The 18,875-nt window shown below is 37.1% G+C and carries 19 protein-coding genes; 17 read left to right on the top strand and 2 right to left on the bottom strand.

Annotation, left to right across the window (positions count from 1 at the left end):
- Nucleotides 1–115 precede the first annotated feature (115 nt).
- Nucleotides 116–1,465 (top strand): glucose-6-phosphate isomerase, encoded by a 1,350-nt coding sequence (locus LCM23_RS16730; RefSeq protein ID WP_224937971.1) that lies wholly within the window; start codon nt 116–118, stop codon nt 1,463–1,465.
- A gap of 191 nt (nt 1,466–1,656) precedes the next feature.
- Here the strand turns inward: LCM23_RS16730 and LCM23_RS16725 are convergent, their stop codons facing one another.
- Complete coding sequence (locus LCM23_RS16725) at nt 1,657–2,226, bottom strand: peptidase G2 autoproteolytic cleavage domain-containing protein (RefSeq protein ID WP_404826619.1); 570 nt, start codon at nt 2,224–2,226, stop codon at nt 1,657–1,659.
- A gap of 196 nt (nt 2,227–2,422) precedes the next feature.
- Between LCM23_RS16725 and LCM23_RS16720 the strand changes: the two genes are divergently transcribed.
- Nucleotides 2,423–2,830 carry a YugN-like family protein gene (locus LCM23_RS16720; protein ID WP_095373616.1) on the top strand — a complete coding sequence of 136 codons (408 nt, stop codon included), beginning with the start codon at nt 2,423–2,425 and terminating at the stop codon, nt 2,828–2,830.
- Here the strand turns inward: LCM23_RS16720 and LCM23_RS16715 are convergent.
- Entirely contained in the window at nt 2,827–3,846 is a 1,020-nt protein-coding gene (locus tag LCM23_RS16715; protein ID WP_342673078.1) for a potassium channel family protein, read from the bottom strand. The two genes, LCM23_RS16720 and LCM23_RS16715, sit on opposite strands and share 4 nt — an antisense overlap.
- A 75-nt stretch (nt 3,847–3,921) precedes the next feature.
- Here LCM23_RS16715 and LCM23_RS16710 point away from each other — a divergent pair, with 75 nt between their 5' ends.
- From LCM23_RS16710 to LCM23_RS16640, 15 genes are all read left to right on the top strand, one after another.
- Nucleotides 3,922–4,563, top strand: coding sequence for an SDR family oxidoreductase (locus tag LCM23_RS16710; RefSeq protein WP_224937969.1), 642 nt, complete (start codon nt 3,922–3,924; stop codon nt 4,561–4,563).
- A gap of 347 nt (nt 4,564–4,910) precedes the next feature.
- On the top strand, nt 4,911–5,732 hold the full coding sequence (locus tag LCM23_RS16705) for an endonuclease I family protein (RefSeq protein ID WP_224937968.1): 822 nt from the start codon (nt 4,911–4,913) through the stop codon (nt 5,730–5,732).
- A 223-nt stretch (nt 5,733–5,955) separates the two neighbouring features.
- On the top strand, nt 5,956–7,920 hold the full coding sequence (locus LCM23_RS16700; protein ID WP_224937967.1) for an asparagine synthase-related protein: 1,965 nt from the start codon (nt 5,956–5,958) through the stop codon (nt 7,918–7,920).
- Nucleotides 7,880–8,005 carry a paeninodin family lasso peptide gene (locus LCM23_RS16695; RefSeq protein WP_224937966.1) on the top strand — a complete coding sequence of 42 codons (126 nt, stop codon included), beginning with the start codon at nt 7,880–7,882 and terminating at the stop codon, nt 8,003–8,005. Before LCM23_RS16700 ends, LCM23_RS16695 begins: the two co-directional genes overlap by 41 nt.
- A 210-nt stretch (nt 8,006–8,215) precedes the next feature.
- Nucleotides 8,216–9,169, top strand: coding sequence for an aldolase (locus LCM23_RS16690; RefSeq protein WP_224937965.1), 954 nt, complete (start codon nt 8,216–8,218; stop codon nt 9,167–9,169).
- Entirely contained in the window at nt 9,138–9,437 is a 300-nt protein-coding gene (locus LCM23_RS16685; protein WP_224937964.1) for a lasso peptide biosynthesis PqqD family chaperone, read from the top strand. The genes LCM23_RS16690 and LCM23_RS16685 overlap by 32 nt, the downstream gene beginning before the upstream one ends.
- Nucleotides 9,430–9,906: a lasso peptide biosynthesis B2 protein gene (locus LCM23_RS16680; RefSeq protein ID WP_224937963.1), complete on the top strand. Its 477-nt coding sequence runs from the start codon at nt 9,430–9,432 to the stop codon at nt 9,904–9,906. The genes LCM23_RS16685 and LCM23_RS16680 overlap by 8 nt, the downstream gene beginning before the upstream one ends.
- Nucleotides 9,900–11,087, top strand: a complete 1,188-nt coding sequence (locus tag LCM23_RS16675; RefSeq protein WP_224937962.1) for a nucleotidyltransferase domain-containing protein — start codon at nt 9,900–9,902, stop codon at nt 11,085–11,087. The genes LCM23_RS16680 and LCM23_RS16675 overlap by 7 nt, the downstream gene beginning before the upstream one ends.
- 100 nt (nt 11,088–11,187) lie before the next feature.
- On the top strand, nt 11,188–11,937 hold the full coding sequence (locus LCM23_RS16670) for a YveK family protein (protein ID WP_224937961.1): 750 nt from the start codon (nt 11,188–11,190) through the stop codon (nt 11,935–11,937).
- The gene (locus tag LCM23_RS16665; protein ID WP_224937960.1) at nt 11,897–12,562 is read left to right on the top strand and encodes a CpsD/CapB family tyrosine-protein kinase; all 666 of its coding nucleotides are present in this window, start codon (nt 11,897–11,899) and stop codon (nt 12,560–12,562) included. Before LCM23_RS16670 ends, LCM23_RS16665 begins: the two co-directional genes overlap by 41 nt.
- A 261-nt stretch (nt 12,563–12,823) precedes the next feature.
- Nucleotides 12,824–14,650 carry a polysaccharide biosynthesis protein gene (locus LCM23_RS16660; RefSeq protein ID WP_224937959.1) on the top strand — a complete coding sequence of 609 codons (1,827 nt, stop codon included), beginning with the start codon at nt 12,824–12,826 and terminating at the stop codon, nt 14,648–14,650.
- 20 nt (nt 14,651–14,670) lie between these two features.
- On the top strand, nt 14,671–15,552 hold the full coding sequence (gene galU / locus LCM23_RS16655) for a UTP--glucose-1-phosphate uridylyltransferase GalU (protein ID WP_224937958.1): 882 nt from the start codon (nt 14,671–14,673) through the stop codon (nt 15,550–15,552).
- Nucleotides 15,549–16,712, top strand: a complete 1,164-nt coding sequence (locus LCM23_RS16650; RefSeq protein WP_224937957.1) for a glycosyltransferase family 4 protein — start codon at nt 15,549–15,551, stop codon at nt 16,710–16,712. Before galU ends, LCM23_RS16650 begins: the two co-directional genes overlap by 4 nt.
- Nucleotides 16,675–17,754 (top strand): glycosyltransferase family 2 protein, encoded by a 1,080-nt coding sequence (locus tag LCM23_RS16645; RefSeq protein ID WP_224937956.1) that lies wholly within the window; start codon nt 16,675–16,677, stop codon nt 17,752–17,754. The genes LCM23_RS16650 and LCM23_RS16645 overlap by 38 nt, the downstream gene beginning before the upstream one ends.
- A complete protein-coding gene (locus LCM23_RS16640) occupies nt 17,754–18,875 on the top strand; it encodes a glycosyltransferase family 1 protein (protein WP_224937955.1) in 1,122 nt (373 codons plus the stop codon). The genes LCM23_RS16645 and LCM23_RS16640 overlap by 1 nt, the downstream gene beginning before the upstream one ends.

Below are 18,875 nucleotides of genomic sequence, written 5' to 3'. Positions count from 1 at the left end.
TAAACTGGTTGTTCAAACCGTCGGTGGCAAAGACTGATTCTTGAAAAATTCCTTGTCTTTCGATAAAGTGATAGAGGACTATTGATTCATGAAATACATAAGCGGAGGAAAAACGATGACTCATATACAGTTTGATTATACGAAAGCGTTTAGCTTTTTTAGTGAGCATGAACTATCATACTTAAAAGGAGCGGTAACAGCAGCGCATACCGCTATAGAAAATAAAACAGGAGCAGGTCATGAATTCTTAGGGTGGGTAGATTTACCGAAAAATTATGATCGCGAGGAATTTGCAAGAATTCAACAGGCAGCAACAAAAGTCAAGCAAGATTCAGATGTTCTTTTAGTAATCGGAATTGGTGGTTCTTACCTTGGTGCAAGAGCTGCTATTGAGATGTTACAACATAGTTTTTATAATGCTCTTTCAAAAGAAAAAAGGAAAACACCTCAAATCGTTTTTGTAGGCAATAATATTAGCTCTAGTTATATTCATGATGTCATCGATTTATTGGAAGGTAAAGACTTTTCTATTAATGTCATTTCTAAATCTGGAACAACGACAGAACCAGCAATTGCCTTTCGTTTATTCCGAAAAATATTAGAAGAGAAATATGGCGTAGAGGAAGCGAGAAAACGAATTTACGCTACCACTGATAAAGAAAAGGGCGCGTTAAAAACATTAGCGAATGAAGAAGGCTATGAGTCATTTATTATTCCGGATGATATTGGTGGAAGATACTCTGTGCTAACAGCCGTTGGATTACTACCAGTTGCCGTTGCGAATATTGATATTAATCAAGTAATGGAAGGAGCTGAAGCTGCTCGTAAAGAGTTAAGTTCTGCCGATATAGAAGAGAATATCGCCTATCAATATGCAGCAGTAAGGAATGTCCTTTATAATAAGGGCAAAACCATTGAAATGCTTGTTAATTATGAGCCGGGGTTACAATACTTTTCAGAATGGTGGAAGCAATTATTTGGTGAAAGTGAAGGAAAAGATCAAAAAGGCATTTATCCTTCATCTGCCAATTTTTCTACTGATCTTCATTCACTTGGTCAATATGTGCAAGAAGGTAGAAGAGATTTATTTGAAACAGTTATTAAAGTGAAGAAACCACGACATGAAGTGAAAATTGAAAACCTTGAAAATGACTTAGATGGTTTAAACTATTTAGCTAATCAATCGATTGATTTTGTGAATCATAAAGCATTCCAAGGAACAATGCTTGCCCATACAGATGGCGATGTACCTAACCTCATTATAACGATTCCTGCAATGGATGCATTCACTTTTGGTTATCTTGTTTATTTCTTTGAAAAAGCTTGTGCTATTAGCGGGTATTTACTTGGTGTAAATCCATTTGATCAACCTGGTGTGGAAGAATATAAAGTAAATATGTTTGCATTGCTAGGTAAACCAGGTTATGAAGAGAAGAAAAAAGAGCTTGAAGAACGCTTGAAATAACGAATTAAAGTAAGAAAGAACTCGTCAGGTGACGAGTTCTTTTTGTTTTAAAAAATCAAAAGACTGATCGTTAGATGTGATTTGTGACGTCGGATTAAAAGGTCTCTTATGTATGAAGATTTGATCTAAGAGTGGTAATTTCAAGTTAGCTAGCTTTTGTGGTTGAAATGATCAATTGATTGGGGACTCGTCTATGTTCTTTTATAGTTAAGCATCTCTCCCTTGTCTATATGGATCCTTCCATCGTACTTGCCAACCCCTTGAAAATGATCCATTGATTTAAACATGACTAGTATCTGATCAGAACTAATTCTATCCATCACGCGGTAACCTGTTTCTGAAAATGTGGCAATCCCTTCATCATTCGGTAAACAGTAACCATCAATTGAACAACTACCATCATCAGTCACTAGCAATTGACCAAGTAATCCAACTGTTACCCATTCTTCACGTTTGCTTCTTGGTAAATAAAATTGCTTGGAATCGTTTGCGGGGTTTAATTTTGGTGCTACACACGTTAACTTTGCGAGGTTCTCATCATTTGGGTCAATGTGTATTTGTTCATATTGAGTGCGTCCCCATTGATCCTTTAGATACTTATGATGCCAATGCAGTTCAGCGGCATCCCCCTTAATGGAGGAAGCAGCACTTGTAATCCCTAAAATATAGCTGTCAGCACTGGTTGCTATTCTCACCTTTTTACCTTGCAATGTGATAAATCTACCTGGTGTAATGCTGTTTCCATCAATCGTTTCAAACATTTCAGCATAGTCAGCGCTAAAGCCTTCCGCATGACTTGCATTTTCTGAAGCTTGTGTGTCAATTCCCTCAGAATGACTAGCTTCGATCTGTATGGATAAATGAGATAAGGCCTAAAGAGAAGTGAAAAGCGATAGTATTAGTGAGAGGGAATAGGGTAAAACTAAGCAAAATATGATGTTGAAAGGAATGAAAGCAATGAGAGAAATTCATTCTAATATCGAAGGAAAGCAATATCACTTGTTTAAACTGGAGCAGTTATTAAAACCAATGGGTTATACAATTGGAGGGAATTGGGATTATGATCATGGTGCGTTTGATTACAAAATTGATACGAACAATGGTTACCATTTCTTACGTATACCCTTCAAGTCTATAGATGGTCAATTAGATACAAGCAATTGTACAGTAGAACTGGGAACACCTTATCTCTTATCACATATTTACGAGAGCAATATTGATGAAAATAATGCAAATATCGGTAATTTCTCTGCCTCATTTAATCAATTTCAGGCACCAGTTGATAAGGACGGAGAAGTTACCGAAAGATATGTAGCTATAGGCCACGAACTTGTTAAAGAACTAGAGGGGATTTTGCAATATTAATTTTTTATCGTGATAAGCATGTCCTCTGACTGAAGTGAAAACGGGTGAGGGGGATGAACAATCATTTCTTCTCCCCGTTTGATGCCCAGAATCAATATATCTTCATTCATTAAGCTAATACTCACATCACGAAAATTAGCCCCAATATGGTCAGTTAATACGGGCTCAATACCTAGTCTTCTTTGATCAATTTGCCTTAGTAAACTGAGAAATGCCGTAACCATTTCTCTTGAAGAAAGGCTACTAATCATGACAAAGCTTGTTAATAAGTTCGTTTGCACGATTTCATCTGCGCCAGCTCGCTTCGCATTTTTCATCTGTTCAGTTGTTAGGATTTCTACAATACAAGGTAAAGATGGATTCATTCCTTTAACAGCAATTAACGTCAAGATACTGTGCATATCTGCTTGATGTTCGTCTTTGTTTTGATCAGCGGTAATAATCAATTGTCTAGCGTCCATTACACTTGCCTTCATGAGCACATCATCTCTTTGTGGATTCCCTTTGACGAAATGAAGGTTTTGGTGGGGTAATGGGTTTTCCTCCAATGTTTCATCTATTAATGTGACGGGTACGCTATTAACATAGCTACATATCGTTTTCAAAATTTCTCTCGAACGAGCATTCCAACCGATGACAATAATATGATCATGGTCTTTAAACTGGAAATTTCCTTGAATATAGTCATTTTGCTTAGCGACAGCGGCAGTAGACAATGCAACGAAATAAGAAGCAATAAAACCTGCTCCTGTCAAAACAAGGACAATTCCTGCTAGTCTTCCGACAACAGAGTGAGGCACAAAGTCACCATACCCGACAGTTGAAGCAGTTATGACAGCCCACCAGATACCATCAAACCAAGTAGGAAAGCTATTCGGCTCTAATAAGTGAACAAAACCGCCAAATAGGATAATTGTCATCAGTGCCATGATGAGTATGCGAAAGACCAATGGTAAGCGAGTGAAATAAGAATACAGATAATGTGGCATTTTATAAACTCCCCTAGAAAATAGTATTATTTAGTATAGGTGAAAAACCATTTTCATAAACGATTTTCACCGATAAATGAAAAGGAAGAGAGGAGAATTAGAATGAAAGTATTAGTAATAGGAGCGAACGGGCAAATTGGTAAACAAGTGATGAATAAATTAAGTGAAACAACCGGTGATACACCTGTAGCAATGGTAAGAAAAGAAGAACAATTAACCGATTTTAAAAACCGTGGGATGGAAGCGGTCCATGCATCATTAGCTGGTACGGTTGATGAATTGGCTAAGGCTATGCAGGGGTGTGAGGCTGTTGTCTTCACAGCAGGATCAGGAGGTCATACAGGATATGACCAAACATTGCTCATTGATTTAGACGGCGCAGGTAAAGCAATCGAAGCAGCGGAAAAAGCCGACGTTTCTAGATTTGTGATGGTTAGTGCCATACATGCGAATGACCGAGAAAAATGGTCAGCGATCGAGCCATATATGGCAGCTAAACATTATGCTGATAAAATGTTGGTGAATAGCTCATTAGACTACACCATCGTACGTCCAGGCGGCTTATTAAATGAACCAGGAATAGGAAAAGTGAAGGCGTCTGCTTCTCTTGAACGAAATACAATTCCACGTGAAGATGTGGCTGCAACAATCGTTGAGGTGCTTCATAATGATCAGACCATTCATAAATCATTCGACCTTGTTACAGGGGAGGAAACGATAGGTGAGGCGCTAAAAGGGATTTAGAAAAAAATACCGAGACATGGAAATAATAAATAGAAAGAAACTAGAGCAAATTCTAATAGAGGATTTGCTCTAGTTTCATTTGGGAAACAACAAGTTTCTAACAAATTGTATGTAATTTCCGTTGCTCATACTCATGGATTTTTCTTCTTCATATAGGATTTCCCCGAAGTACTCAGCTGCCTAAAATGACATTTCCAATAGATATTACTTTCAGCATATATCATGCAGTTCCTTTGAAGGAAGGGGCGGAAAACTTCTATTAAATAAAACCCTACTGTTGGTGCTGTTCAAATATTTATTTTTCATAGATAATATTCTTTTAAGTACTTTATGAAGGAGAGGAAACAATGGGCATACGTTCATTTATCCCATTATTAGTTTTATTGAGCTTGTTAGTTAGTTGTACGCCAGGAGGGGAATCCCCACTTACAGAGGGAAACCAAACAACAAATGATTATCAGGTTGATAGTAACTATTATAAAGAGGCAAAAGGGAAAACGGCAGATGAATTAAAAGCAGCACTTCATGAGATTATAGATGATCATAATGAACTGACTTATCGTGAGGTATGGGAAGCGTTAATGGTGACAGATGAAGATCCACAAAATAGTGACAATGTAATTTTATTCTATAGTGGAAGATCGCAAGACAAGGACTTAAAAGGTCCAGATGCAGATGACTGGAACCGTGAACATATTTGGGCAAAATCCCATGGTGGATTTGATACTGAGCCAGGTGTAGGAACAGACCTGCATCATTTAAGGCCGACGGATGTAAGTGTAAATGCTTCTAGAGGAAACTTAGATTTTGATTATGGTGGAAAAGAACATCAGGAAGCAAAGGGTAATTATTATGATCATGATTCTTTTGAACCTCGTGATGAAATGAAGGGTGATATTGCCAGAATGCTTTTTTATATGGCGGTACGTTATGAGGGAGATGCTGGCGAGTTAGATTTAGAATTGAACGATAGAGTCAATAATGGACGCACGCCTTTGCATGGAAAATTATCCGTTTTGTTAGAGTGGCATAAAGAGGACCCTGTAGATGAGAATGAACAACGTAGAAATCAATTAATCTATGAAGAATTTCAAAATAACCGCAATCCTTTCATTGATCATCCTGAATGGGCATTTGCTATTTGGGGTGATGAAAACAAAGTGGAATAGTGTAAGTCTGGTATAACTGTATATATTTTACAGTTCTATCAGACTTTTTTTTTACTTTACGAGATGAGAGGAAGGCTCATTTTAGCCTTAAAGAAAAATGAACTTCAATTGAAAAAAATAAGTCATTTGTATCAAAAACAATATTGACAGTTGATTTGTATGATGTTAGTTTAAAAGTACTTATATGTTCTTTATAAAGAACTGAAGAAGAGGGAGGTAGCGCATGACAGCAATTGCGGGGATATGGAGCTTCAATGAGTGGGAAATTCCCGTTCATTACGGGGATAGGATGTTACAACAGTTTCAAGGGTTCCGTTATGATCAGGTGCAAACAATAAGAGAGCGCCGCCTATTCTTAAGTTGTTCTTTAAATTGGATTACACCGCAATCTAGGGGTGAGGAAATTCCCTATTATAATCGTGAAAAAGGGTTAGCTATTATATGCAATAGTATTATTGATAATCGCGAAGACTTATACCAGTTATTAAATATTCGGAAGTATGAGAGATATATGATTACCGATAGTCAACTGATTTTAAATGCCTATGAAAAATGGGGGGAAGATTGTCCCAAGTTTTTAGTCGGTGACTTTGTATTCATGATTTGGAATGACAAAAAACAAACATGGTTTGGAGCTAGAGATTTCTCAGGCACGAGAACATTATATTTTACTAAAAATGCTTTGTTCTTCTCATTCGCATCGACTATGGGTGCACTACTGACTTTACCAGAAGTAGAAGATACATATAATGAGAACTGGATCGCTGAATATCTTGCTAATCCATTAACGATAGAATCAGTAGATTTAACCTCAACGGTCTATCAATCTATCTATCAAATACCACCTTCACACTCAATCACGATAACGAAACATCATACACAGATTAAACAATACTGTCACCTACTAGAAGAAAGAGAACCGCTTAAACTAAAGAATGATGAACAATATATTGAAGCATTTCAAGAATTATTTCAAAAAGTGGTTAATTCTAAATTAAGAACATTTAAGGGAAAAGGTGCTCATTTAAGTGGAGGGTTGGATTCAGGTACAGTCACTGCATTTGCGGCCAAATCATTACAAGGGGAACCGTTACATACTTTCAGTTACATCCCTATTCCCAAGTTTGACGATTGGACACCCAAAAGCAGACAAGCAAACGAAAGACCATGGATTGAAGAGATGCTTAAGCTATACCCTACTCTCGTTCCGCACTTCTTATCTTTCTCTGACCGTAATGCTTATACAGAAATGGATGAGTGGTTGAATGTGATTGAATCACCTTATAAATACTTCGATAATACGTATTGGTTACGAGGGATTTACGAACAAGCATCAGCTTTGGATATAGGTATTCTTCTTAATGGCCAACGAGGCAATTGGACCATTTCTTGGGGTCCAGCACTTGATTACTATGCAAGTCTTCTTAAAAAGTATCGATTATTACATTTTTTTAAAGAGACTAATTCCTATAGTATCGCTTTAGGTGTGAATCGAAAAAAAGTTTGGTCGGCTATTATAAATAAAAAAATAAGAGCATCCCATGTGAATCGGGGGCATCCCTTTCCACAATTTATTCATCCTGCATTTGCAAGGCAAACAAAGGTGTATGAAAAATTAAGAGATAACGGCATTGACCAAGCGGGGAACGGGCTAACTAATGCGTATCAAGTAAGGGAAAAACAATTCAATGACCTCTATTATTGGCATACAACAGGGGTATATGGCGCAAAAATGGCTTTGAAATATGGAGTAATTCCTAGAGATCCTACAGATGATTTGCGAGTGGTCCGTTTTTGTTTATCTCTTCCAGAGGATCAATTTGTGAAAAATGGATTCAATCGTGCCTTTATCCGTAGAGCAACGAAAGGATATTTACCGAATCTTAATCGATTAAATGTGAAAAGCAAGGGTGTGCAAGGTGCAGATGGGCTGCTGCGTCTACTACCAAATTGGTCGACTTTTCTAAATGAAATGGAAAAAGCACTAAGCGATCAGCGCATTCAACACTTTATCGATGTGTCAGTCATCCGGAACCATCTAAAGCGTATTCAGCAACCACAAGCAAACCAAGTGTTTGATGATGATTTTCGCATAGCGATGCGGACACTCATTCTTTACCGTTTTCTTATTAAAGGAGGTGAAACAAGTGACAAAAATTTGGCAAACACCCATTTTGCAAGAACTTGAAATAAAAAGAACAATGGGAGGACCAGGATTAAAAATCCCTGATGCTGTCCAACCAGATGAAGATGAAACGATTCATCATTCGTAAGCACATCAAAGGAAACGGTCCTTGTGCGCTTATGGATAAGGGCTTCTTAGAAAAGAGTTGGAGAGATAATAAGTTTAATTGACGTTTCGTGCGCTAAATATGGACGCTATTGCTTTTAAGTATAGCTTAAAAAAACAGGATAAGCAGAGTCCTTTCTTTTACGCTTATAGGCAGTGGCGTCTGGCGCTTTTCTTAGAAAGGAGGAACGTTTTGGAAAAGAAGACACATAAATATCGAGCATTCGGTTTATATGTATTAAGTGATATACCATTTAAAGAACTCGTTGCTAGCGAAGAGTCTGAGCCTTCTAATCCTTTTGAGAAGATCTGTATTAAACAAAGAGACTTATCATCTATATGGGATAATTATGGAGAGAAAAGAAAATTTAAAGTATTAACAGATCAATCCGTTCTATTTACCGTTAATGAAACGGCAACTTTCTATATTGAGGGGGGCAGGATCATTTATTTTGATCCCCATCCTAGTAGTTCAATAGATAAAATCCGTTTGTTTATATTAGGATCGTGTATGGGTGTACTGTTAATGCAAAGGCGGATACTACCCCTTCATGGAAGTGCAGTAATGAAGGATGGCAAAGCCTATTTAATTGTCGGAGATTCAGGGGCAGGAAAGTCGACACTAGCTTCGACGCTTATTCTTAAAGGATGGTCGCTATTAAGTGATGATGTCATACCTATTCAATTAGTAAACGGCATAGCCTATGTAGTACCGAGCTACCCACAACAAAAACTATGGGATGAAAGTATTAAGAAGTTAGGTTTATCGGTTACAAGTTATCATCCTCTTTTTGATAGAGAAAATAAATATGCGATACCTGTACAGAATGTATTTACACATCACTCGGTTCCACTTGCAGGTATTTTCGTCCTACATCAGGTGAATGAAAGACCAAAAGAAATACACCCTTTAAATGGGTTGCAAAAAATTGAAGTTTTGGATACTCATACATATCGTCCTTTTATGATCGGGCGGTTAGGACTATTAACTTGGCATTTTGACTTATCGGTTAAGATTGCTAGTCAAATTCCTATGTATGCGATCGAACGGTCGAACTTATTTTCAGCATATGAGCTGGCAGATACGATTCATAACTTGTTTGAGGAGGAGCAGAATGATAACCAAGAAGCCATTGTCAATCAATGATATCGTGAAACAAGTAAGTGGAAATATGGTAAGTGATATGAACGGTGAGAAAGTGATGCTGAATATTGAAAACGGAAAGTATTATAATTTAGGTGTCATTGGTGGTGAAATCTGGGGAAAGATGCAAGAAGGCGTGTTAATCTCTTCTCTCATTGTGCAAATGCAAGCAGAATACGAAGTGGAGCAAATCAAGTGTGAAGAAGAGGTGTTTTTCTTTCTTGATCAGCTTTTAAAAGAAGGGCTTATTGAAGTACATCAACATGAATAGAATACTTTTTCATAAACTTAAACATTTTCTTGCTCTTCCCTGGGAGAAAAAACGATTATTAATAGAGGCCCTAATTTACCTAGCTTATGCAAGAATTTATAAGCAGTTACCATTTTCTAAAGTTTCCCATCTATTAGGTAAGCATATGAAAGAGACAGAACAAACGCAGGACCTTCATAGAGAGAATCCTATTCAACAAATTTCTGAAGCAGTACATCATATGAGCCGGTATACGTTTTGGGAGAGTGAATGCTTAGTGAAGGCTGTTGCTTGTATGAAAATGCTTGAAAGAAGAGGAATAGAAAGTACTTTATATTTAGGGACTGCAAGGGATGATTATGGTGAGTTTGTCGCTCATGCATGGTTAAGAAGTGGTACTTTCTTTCTGAGCGGGGCGCATGAAAAAGATAAGTTTACAATTGTTAGTATGTTTGCATGTATACCGAAAAAGGAGAAGGAGAGATGGTAAGAACGTCATTTGATAATCAAAATTTACCTTTAGAAATGCAGCTGATCTTATCATTGATGAAAAATGAAAAGCAATTAGTACTTTCATTATGTAGCAAGGTAGATTGGGATCAGTTCCTGCTAGCAGTAAAGCATCATCGAATATTCCCGCAAATATATCATGCAATCAATGAACAAAAGGTAGCTGGTAAGATGCCAGCATATATATTTACAAAAATAAAGAAAGATTATGAGCAGAACATCTATCGTATGCTGCATTTGACTGCGGAAATGCATACACTCTATTTGCAGTTTCAACAAGCATCTCTACCGCTTCTTTTTCTCAAAGGTCCCATCCTAGCTAAAGAGCTTTACGGAGATCTGTCTTTGCGTACTTGTGCTGATATTGATTTGCTTGTGCCAATTGAACGTATTGAACAAGCAGAACAATTAATGCTCCTACATGGTTATGAAAAAGATGAATATATTGAATCGGTGATGGATGATTGGAAGTGGCGACATCATCACTTTACCTATTTTCATAAGCAACATCGAACGAAGGTAGAAGTTCACTGGCGTCTTCACCCTGCACCAAGCACAGAGCCTCATTTTACCGAGTTATGGGAGAGAAGAAGAGAAAGTCAATGGAGTAGTCAAATCAGCTTTCCTTATTTAGGTGAAAAAGATTTATTCTATTTCTTAAGCACTCACGGTGCTAGACACGGTTGGTCAAGGTTAAGATGGCTGTTTGATATTCATCAGATCTTGTTACAGGGAAGTTTTGTGAATGATAAGGAATGGTCACATCATTTAACCCAATACCAATACGATAAAATCGCTGGGCAGGCATTATTATTATCAGTGAAACTATTTAATTCAAATGTAAAATCAACATACATGGATAAGCGCGCATCAATAAAGTTAGCAAGAGGGGCATCGTTTTATTTTCACCAATTGGTTTCGTTACATGATCATCATGTACCAAAGGAAATTGCTCATTATCATGCGCAATATTTACGCAGTTTATTTACTTTGAAGCAGAAATTCATTCATTATTTGCAATGGTTCTATCCTTTGTCCGAAGATTATCAAGCATTCCCGTTACCGAAAAGATTGTTCCCACTCTATTATGTGATAAAACCTTTTCTATGGCTAAATAGGAAACGGCAAATGCTACAAAATGCAAGAAAGAAAACTTGTTGACTTGTTCTTTATAAAGAACTAAAATGAAATAAACCTAATCTGATTATATTTTTTTACTCTTTTTGTTCTTTATAAAGAAAATACAAAAGGTGGATTACAAATGAACAGATATTTGAATGAACCTGGGGCTAAAGAAATACAATTACCTGAACTATTTAAAGTCATTAAGAAAAGGTTTTGGCTGGTGCTCCTTTTTACGTTGCTTGCTTGTGGGTTTGCTTTTATTTATCACTTATTAAATAAACCAACATTACTTTATCAAAGCGATACGAATATTATTATTGGGGCAGAAGTAGGGTATCGAAATACTCTACAGGTCATCATCAGAGACACAGTTGTGTTAGAGGAAGTAATTAAAGAATTGAAATTAGCGGAAACAAGTGATCAATTAGCGAATAAGATTGCTGTTACGAGTGTTGATGATACGCAGGTGGTGAATATAACCGTAGTTGATTCACATCCAGAAAGAGCCGCTTTAATTGCTAATACTACAGCAAAAGTATTTATTGAAAAAATCCCCACAATTATGGATTTTGATGAAGTCAGCATTTTGTCGGAGGCGAGAACAAACCCGAGCCCTATTAATGAAAGTAATGGGCTGAATATCATTGTGATTGCAGGGGTGTTAGGTTTAGTTGCAGGAATAGGCTTTATTTTTCTATTAGACTCATTAAATGATTCTGTAAAGTCAGAAAGCCAGCTTGAGAGATTAATCGATGTGCCGACAATTGGTACTGTCTCAATCATACATACGAAAAATTTAAAACAAAAGAAACAAAAACAAACAGTGAAAGAAAGGAGAAAGACTAATGGTCAATATGCGGAAATGGAAAATCGGTACGAGCAATAAGGAACGAAACTTAGTCACTTATTTGTACCCCCATTCTATCATTTCTGAACAATTCCGCACGATAAGAACAAATATCCAATTTATCAATGGTGAGAAAAAGCATATGGTCTTACTTATTACTTCACCCGATCGTTATGAAGGTAAAACGACAATGATAGGCAATATTGCTGTATCAATTGCGAACCAAAAAGAGAAAGTGCTCTTGATTGATGCTAATTTAAGAAATCCAGCATTACATCAAATGTTTATGGCAGCGCAAGAGCCTGGTTTAACAGATGTACTGAAAGGCGATGCAATACAAGAACAAGTGACCGTTTCTACGCAAATTCCTGGTCTAAAACTATTACCTAGTGGGAAGATTCCATCCAATCCCTCAGAACTACTTGGTTCTAGTGTCATGAAGAAACTCATTGCTAAAGTTAGCCCATTATATGATGTGATACTAATTGATTCTCCTTGTTTATTAGATGTGACTGATACAAAGGTGTTAGCGAATGTTAGTGATGGTGTGATACTCGTCGTAAAACAAGGGCAAACAAAAGCAGAACATGTCTACAATGCTAAAAAAACACTACAATATGCAAAGTCGAACATTATTGGCACCATCTTGAATGGAAGCCATTAATTTTTTTATAAATGTTCGTTATAAAGAATACCTAAGGTGATGTCTCCTTGCCTTTATCTAAGAGAGATACTCGGTCATGCTGTGGGTTGAAAAAAACCTTAGACGCCTTGTCGTCAAGAGTGTGGTGAGAGGTGGGGTTAGATGCCCTGTTTTACTTTTTAAAATTGTAAATGTCTATACATGAGTTGAGACTTGTGCTAGTTCTAATCATTCACTGATGGTAAGGCATTTGAAATCCTGAAGCAAGGGAGGGATGATATTGTGTCATACAGACTAAAGCTGATATTTTCGTTATTGATGGATGCAGTATTACTATTGAGTTCTTTTATATTTACGTATCTATTACTCCCAACTTCTATCTCATACAATCAAGCTATTATATTTTATAGTTTATTACTTCTATTTTATTATATCTTTGCATATAAACAGCAATTCTATGAGCAATTATGGTCCTATGCTAGTATCCGAGAATTTCTCATTATTCTCAGGCTTGTGGGAACGACAGTCTGTTTAACAATGATTACATACTACATGTTAATAAAAGCGTTTCTTCCTCAATTTACAATCATTTATAGTTTAGTGCTGCTTATTGTATTAACAGGTTCAAGATATGGCGTTAGACTCTATCGAGAACAAATGCAAGAGCTAGCTATGAATAAGAAAAAAACGTTAATTATTGGTGCTGGTTCAGCAGGGGGGATGCTTGCTAAACAATTGATGCAAGGACATGATCAATTAATTCCAGTCGGGTTTATTGATGATGACTATAGGAAGCAAGGGTTGTATTTAGCAGGCTTAAAGGTTTTAGGGAAGGTTGAACAATTAAGAGAGATTGTTCATGAAATGGATATAGAGCATTTAATTATTGCTATCCCTTCACTTAAAAAAGAAGAGCTCGAGATCATTTTTAATGAATGTACCAAAACGAATATTAAGACACAAACACTACCCTTTATTGAAGATATTGTCATGGGAGAAGTAAAAGTCAATCATATACGAGATGTAAAGGTGGAAGATTTACTCGGGAGAGAGCCGATTCTCTTAGAGGACAATAGTATTTCGGAGTATATTGCCAATCAAACGGTACTTGTCTCTGGTGCAGGAGGTTCAATTGGTTCAGAGATTTGTCGACAGATTTTAAATTTCTCACCAAAGCGTTTGATTCTTCTCGGTCATGGAGAAAACAGCATTTATTCCATACTATTAGAACTGGTAGATATGAAAAGTGATAGCGAACTGATTCCTGTTATTGCTGATATTCAAGATAAGGAACGCATGATTCAAGTCATGAAAAAATATCAACCGGCAGTTGTTTATCATGCAGCCGCCCACAAGCATGTACCATTAATGGAAGAACATCCAGAGGAAGCAGTAAAAAATAATATAATTGGTACAAGGAATATGGCAGAGGCAGCTCATCAGTCACAAGTCAATGTATTTGTAATGGTGTCAACAGATAAAGCTGTTAATCCAACAAGTGTAATGGGCTCATCGAAGCGTCTTGCGGAAATGCTTGTTCAACAAATGAATAAAGTAAGTGCAACTCGTTTTGTTGCGGTAAGGTTTGGCAATGTATTAGGTAGTAGAGGGAGTGTCATTCCCCTTTTTAAAAAGCAAATCGAAAAAGGGGGACCAATTACTGTCACGCACCCTGATATGGTGAGATATTTTATGACCATCCCTGAGGCATCAAGGCTTGTACTACAGGCAGGTGCACTAGCATTAGGTGGTGAGATATTTATTTTAGATATGGGTAAACCGGTAAGAATATATGATTTAGCAAAAAATTTAATTAAACTTTCCGGCTATACAACTCAGGAAATAAGTATTAAATTCACCGGTATTCGCCAAGGGGAGAAGTTATTTGAAGAACTATTGAATAAAGAAGAGATGGGCGATCAGCAAATTTACCCACATATTTATATTGGGAAAAGCGCCACCCTTTATATTGAGGAGATTGAAAGTTTAATTGATCTATATCCTGTGATCAGTAAAGAGGAATTAAGAGAACGTTTGTTAACCCTTGCAAACCGAAAAGAAACGCCAGAGAAACAGCAGGAAGTTGCTAATATGTTATCACTATCTTAATGAAGAAGGAGTGAGTAAGTATGGGGCAAGTAAGAAAAGCGATTATTCCAGCTGCCGGTTTAGGAACTAGATTTCTTCCTGCAACAAAAGCAATGCCAAAAGAAATGTTACCACTTGTCGATAAACCGGCAATTCAATACATTGTAGAAGAAGCAGTTGCTGCTGGTATTGAAGATATTATTATTGTTACAGGTAAAGGGAAAAGGGCAATAGAGGATCACTTTGATTATTCTTTTGAACTAGAACAAAATTTAATGAGCAAAGGTAAATTTGAATTACTATCAGAAGTGAAGAAGTCATCTCAACTGGCCAACCTTCATTATATCAGACAAAAAGAACCGCTTGGGTTAGGGCATGCCATATGGTGTGCACGGAAGTTTATTGGCGATGAGCCGTTTGCGGTCTTGTTAGGTGACGATATTATTGAAGGATTTACGCCCTGCATAGCTCAAATGATAGAACAGTATGAAGAGCATAAAGGTACGATTCTTGGGGTGAAAAAAGTGAAAGACGAAGAAGTATCAAGATATGGCATCATTGATGGTGAAATAGTGACGGAAAGACTTCATACGGTTCGTTCTTTAATTGAAAAGCCAGACCTTAATCAGGCGCCATCTAATTTAGCAATCATGGGGCGATACATCCTACCACCGAGTATTTTTGATATTCTTTCATATCAAGAGCCAGGGAGGGGGAATGAAATTCAACTAACAGATGCGTTAGCCACTTTAAATCATAGTGAACCGATATTTGCATTCGAATTTCAAGGAGAGCGCTATGATGTTGGTGAGAGACTTGGTTATATTCAAACATCCATTGAGTTTGCTTTAAAACGTAAGGATTTACAAGAGGAGCTGTTAGGTTTTCTACAAACGATAACAGAAAGATATCCAATCAAATGACGGCAAAAAAACTGCTATTAGTTGCCACAGTCGACTATCATTTCAAGGCATTTCATCTCCCCTTTATGCGACAACTATACGAACAAGGTTGGGAAATACATATAGCGGCTAAAGGTGACTTAACCTTACCTTTTGTATCCAAACAGCATCGCCTCCCAATTGAAAGGCATCCGTTGAAAAAAGCCAATCTATATGCGTACAAGCAGTTGAAAAGCTTAATGGAGATTCATCAATTCGATATTGTTCATTGTCATACACCCACTGGTGGACTACTTGGGAGATTGGCGACTTTTAGTATGAAGAAGAAGCCATTACTATTTTATACTGCCCATGGATTTCATTTTTGCAAAGGTGCCCCACTACTTAATTGGCTTATCTATTATCCTATTGAAAAAACCTTGGCGCGGAAAACGGATTGTTTGATTACGATTAATCAAGAAGATTATGCCTTAGCCACTAAGGCATTGAAAGCGAAGGAAATAGCTTTTATCCATGGAGTAGGCGTCAATGTGGCACAATATCAGCCAATTGATAAGGAAATAAAGGAAAAACTAAGAGAAAAGCATCTGATTGAAAAAGAGGCTTTTTTATTTTTTTATGCAGCAGAGTTTAATCGAAACAAAAACCAAAGGCTTTTACTACAAGCGTTTAAAAAAATAGCGAAACAACACCCATCTAGCCAATTACTATTAGCAGGAGAAGGACCGCTGTTATCAGATTGTCAAAGACTTGCTACTGAGCTTGGAATTGATCGTCAGGTAGTATTTCTCGGGTTTACTAATGAAGTGAAGGAATGGTTGCAAATGAGTGATGTGGCTGTGGCTTCTAGTTTTAGGGAGGGCCTCCCAGTGAATATTTTGGAAGCAATGGCTTGTGGCCTACCCATTATAGCTACTATGAATCGAGGGCATCATGAATTGATCAGGGACAGGCATAATGGATATCTGATAGCAGCGACTGATGTGCATCGTTTCGCCGAAAAAATGGAGAGTCTTATACTTTCTGAACAAGAGAGAGAGAGGTTCGCTAAAGCAAATAGGCAACTTGTTAGCAAGTATTCAACTGAAGTCGTCATGGAAGAATTAATGATCCTTTATGCTAAATACACGCAGGAGAAGAAAGATGAAAGCAATCATCAGCATTATCGTGCCTATATATAATATGGAAATGTATATTGAAAGATGTCTACATAGTTTACTCACACAAACATTTAAAAGAATTGAAATTATTGCCGTCAATGATGGTTCAACCGATCAAACGGGGGACATTCTTTCAAAATATCAAGAGAAGGATAAAAGGCTGAAGGTCTTCTACCAGGAGAATAAAGGTGTCTCCCAGGCCCGTAATTTTGGACTAAAGCACGCGGAGGGAGAGTATATTGGTTTTGTCGATCCTGATGACTGGGTTCACCAAGAGATGTATGAGGCATTATATGAAGCGCTTCAACGAGAGCAGGCAGATATCGCTATGTGTCGATACACACGAGCGTATCAACACTTCTCTAAGGAAAGATACTTCCATCACTTGAAAGAAAAAACCTATAGAGGTCAAGCCTATAAAGAACAAATTGTCAGGCGATTAGTAGGTCCAATTAAGGAAGAAGTATCTGATCCTAGTATGCTTGATGCTATGGGAACCGTTTGGTCAAAGTTATACCGTACAAATTTATTAACAAAACAACCTATCTTTTTTACAGATTTACATCATATTGGATCAAATGAGGATACCCTTTTCAATATGAAAGTGATGAGCCTGGCCGACTCTTTTGTCTATGTCGATCGGCCTTTATATCATTACTGGAAAGAAAATGAACATTCACAAACGAGTGAATATAAATCGGATTTATTTCAGCTTTGGCAGCAACTTTATGATGAAATGAATCAATGCATAAAGGAATATTCATTCAGTCGTCATGCTCAATCAGCTTTAAATAATCGTATTTGCTTAAATATGATTGGTTTAGGCTTAAATATCCTTGCTTCTAAAAGCCAACTAACGATACGAGAAAAAATCAATGAAATAGATAACATATTAAGTGCACCTATTGTTAGAGAGGCTTTTAAAGCGTTGGAACTCAACTACTTTCCATTCGTTTGGAGGGTATTTTTTGTTTGTGCCCGTTCACGTTCAGCTAGCAGTGTTTACTATATGCTTATGATGATTGATAAATTAAGAAAAAAACGCTGGGGGGGTAGGTCATAATGGAATTAAGAGTGTTGCAAGTGGTAACGATTATGAATCGTGGTGGGTTAGAGACCATGTTAATGAATTATTATCGTCGGCTTAGGCATGTTGGCATTCAATTTGACTTCATTGTCCATCGGCAGGAAGAAGGTCATTATGACGAGGAAATTAAGAGGCTAGGTGGTCGTATATTTCATATGCCGTCCATTCGCCCAGGCAATTACCAAAAATACTTTAGACAATTGGACACCTTTTTTGCCGAACACCCATATTATCGAATTGTACATGCTCATTTAAACGAAAATAGTAGTTTTGTTATGCGTGCAGCATATGATGCTGGAGTGCCGTGTCGGATTGCGCATAGCCATTTGAGTGATTTACATATAGATTTTAAATGGCCGTTTCGCAAGTATGCAAGATCATGTATGAAGGAATATCCTAATTATTACTTTGCATGTTCAGAACGTGCTGGGGAATGGTTATTTACATCATCTAAGAACAAGGTAACCGTTTTACCTAACGCAGTAAATGTGAGTCAATATCTTTATCATTTGCCAGAGCGAAAGCGGATAAGAAGAGAATTGGACGTGGATGATTCTTTTGTAATTGGTCATATTGGGCGCTTTAATTATCAGAAGAATCATGATTTCATCATAGATATTTTCCAATCTATATCTGATAAAAGAAAAGACGCTGTTTTAATTTTAGCTGGAGATGGTGACTTAATGCCACAAATAAAGAAAAAAGTTCACAAGCTAGGGCTAGAACAACAAGTGAAATTTTTAGGTGTTAGAGATGATATTCCTTCGCTTTTGCAATCCTTGGACGTCTTTTTATTCCCTTCTCATTTTGAAGGTTTACCTGTAGTTTTAATTGAAGCACAGGCTGCAGGTCTCAGTTGTCTTGTCTCTGATACGATAACGGCAGAAGTGAATCTGACGAATAGGGTAACATTTATGAGCTTACCTAGAAAGGCTTCTGAATGGGCAGATAAACTGTTGCAATTAGATAACCAACATAAGGATACCTCTACGGCGTTAAAAGTAGCTGGTTATGATATCGAGACCACGAGTCAGTGGTTATCTACCTTTTATAACGAATATAACGATACTAAAAATCATGCAAGCGGGACGAGATAA

The sequence above is a fragment of the Cytobacillus kochii genome (assembly GCF_020171845.1).
In the GTDB taxonomy this organism is placed as follows: Bacteria; Bacillota; Bacilli; order Bacillales; family Cytobacillaceae; genus Cytobacillus; species Cytobacillus kochii.
Note: the sequence above shows the minus strand (reverse complement) of the source record. Positions and strands in the feature narration are given on the sequence as shown.

What these genes read in the sequence shown, in the direction of transcription:
- LCM23_RS16730 (WP_224937971.1), top strand. Translation starts at nt 116, where the DNA reads ATGACTCATATACAGTTTGATTATACGAAAGCGTTTAGCTTTTTTAGT.
- LCM23_RS16725 (WP_404826619.1), bottom strand. Translation starts at nt 2,226, where the DNA reads ATGTTTGAAACGATTGATGGAAACAGCATTACACCAGGTAGATTTATC.
- LCM23_RS16720 (WP_095373616.1), top strand. Translation starts at nt 2,423, where the DNA reads ATGAGAGAAATTCATTCTAATATCGAAGGAAAGCAATATCACTTGTTT.
- LCM23_RS16710 (WP_224937969.1), top strand. Translation starts at nt 3,922, where the DNA reads ATGAAAGTATTAGTAATAGGAGCGAACGGGCAAATTGGTAAACAAGTG.
- LCM23_RS16705 (WP_224937968.1), top strand. Translation starts at nt 4,911, where the DNA reads ATGGGCATACGTTCATTTATCCCATTATTAGTTTTATTGAGCTTGTTA.
- LCM23_RS16700 (WP_224937967.1), top strand. Translation starts at nt 5,956, where the DNA reads ATGACAGCAATTGCGGGGATATGGAGCTTCAATGAGTGGGAAATTCCC.
- LCM23_RS16685 (WP_224937964.1), top strand. Translation starts at nt 9,138, where the DNA reads ATGATAACCAAGAAGCCATTGTCAATCAATGATATCGTGAAACAAGTA.
- LCM23_RS16680 (WP_224937963.1), top strand. Translation starts at nt 9,430, where the DNA reads ATGAATAGAATACTTTTTCATAAACTTAAACATTTTCTTGCTCTTCCC.
- LCM23_RS16675 (WP_224937962.1), top strand. Translation starts at nt 9,900, where the DNA reads ATGGTAAGAACGTCATTTGATAATCAAAATTTACCTTTAGAAATGCAG.
- LCM23_RS16670 (WP_224937961.1), top strand. Translation starts at nt 11,188, where the DNA reads ATGAACAGATATTTGAATGAACCTGGGGCTAAAGAAATACAATTACCT.
- LCM23_RS16665 (WP_224937960.1), top strand. Translation starts at nt 11,897, where the DNA reads ATGGTCAATATGCGGAAATGGAAAATCGGTACGAGCAATAAGGAACGA.
- galU (WP_224937958.1), top strand. Translation starts at nt 14,671, where the DNA reads ATGGGGCAAGTAAGAAAAGCGATTATTCCAGCTGCCGGTTTAGGAACT.
- LCM23_RS16650 (WP_224937957.1), top strand. Translation starts at nt 15,549, where the DNA reads ATGACGGCAAAAAAACTGCTATTAGTTGCCACAGTCGACTATCATTTC.
- LCM23_RS16645 (WP_224937956.1), top strand. Translation starts at nt 16,675, where the DNA reads ATGAAAGCAATCATCAGCATTATCGTGCCTATATATAATATGGAAATG.
- LCM23_RS16640 (WP_224937955.1), top strand. Translation starts at nt 17,754, where the DNA reads ATGGAATTAAGAGTGTTGCAAGTGGTAACGATTATGAATCGTGGTGGG.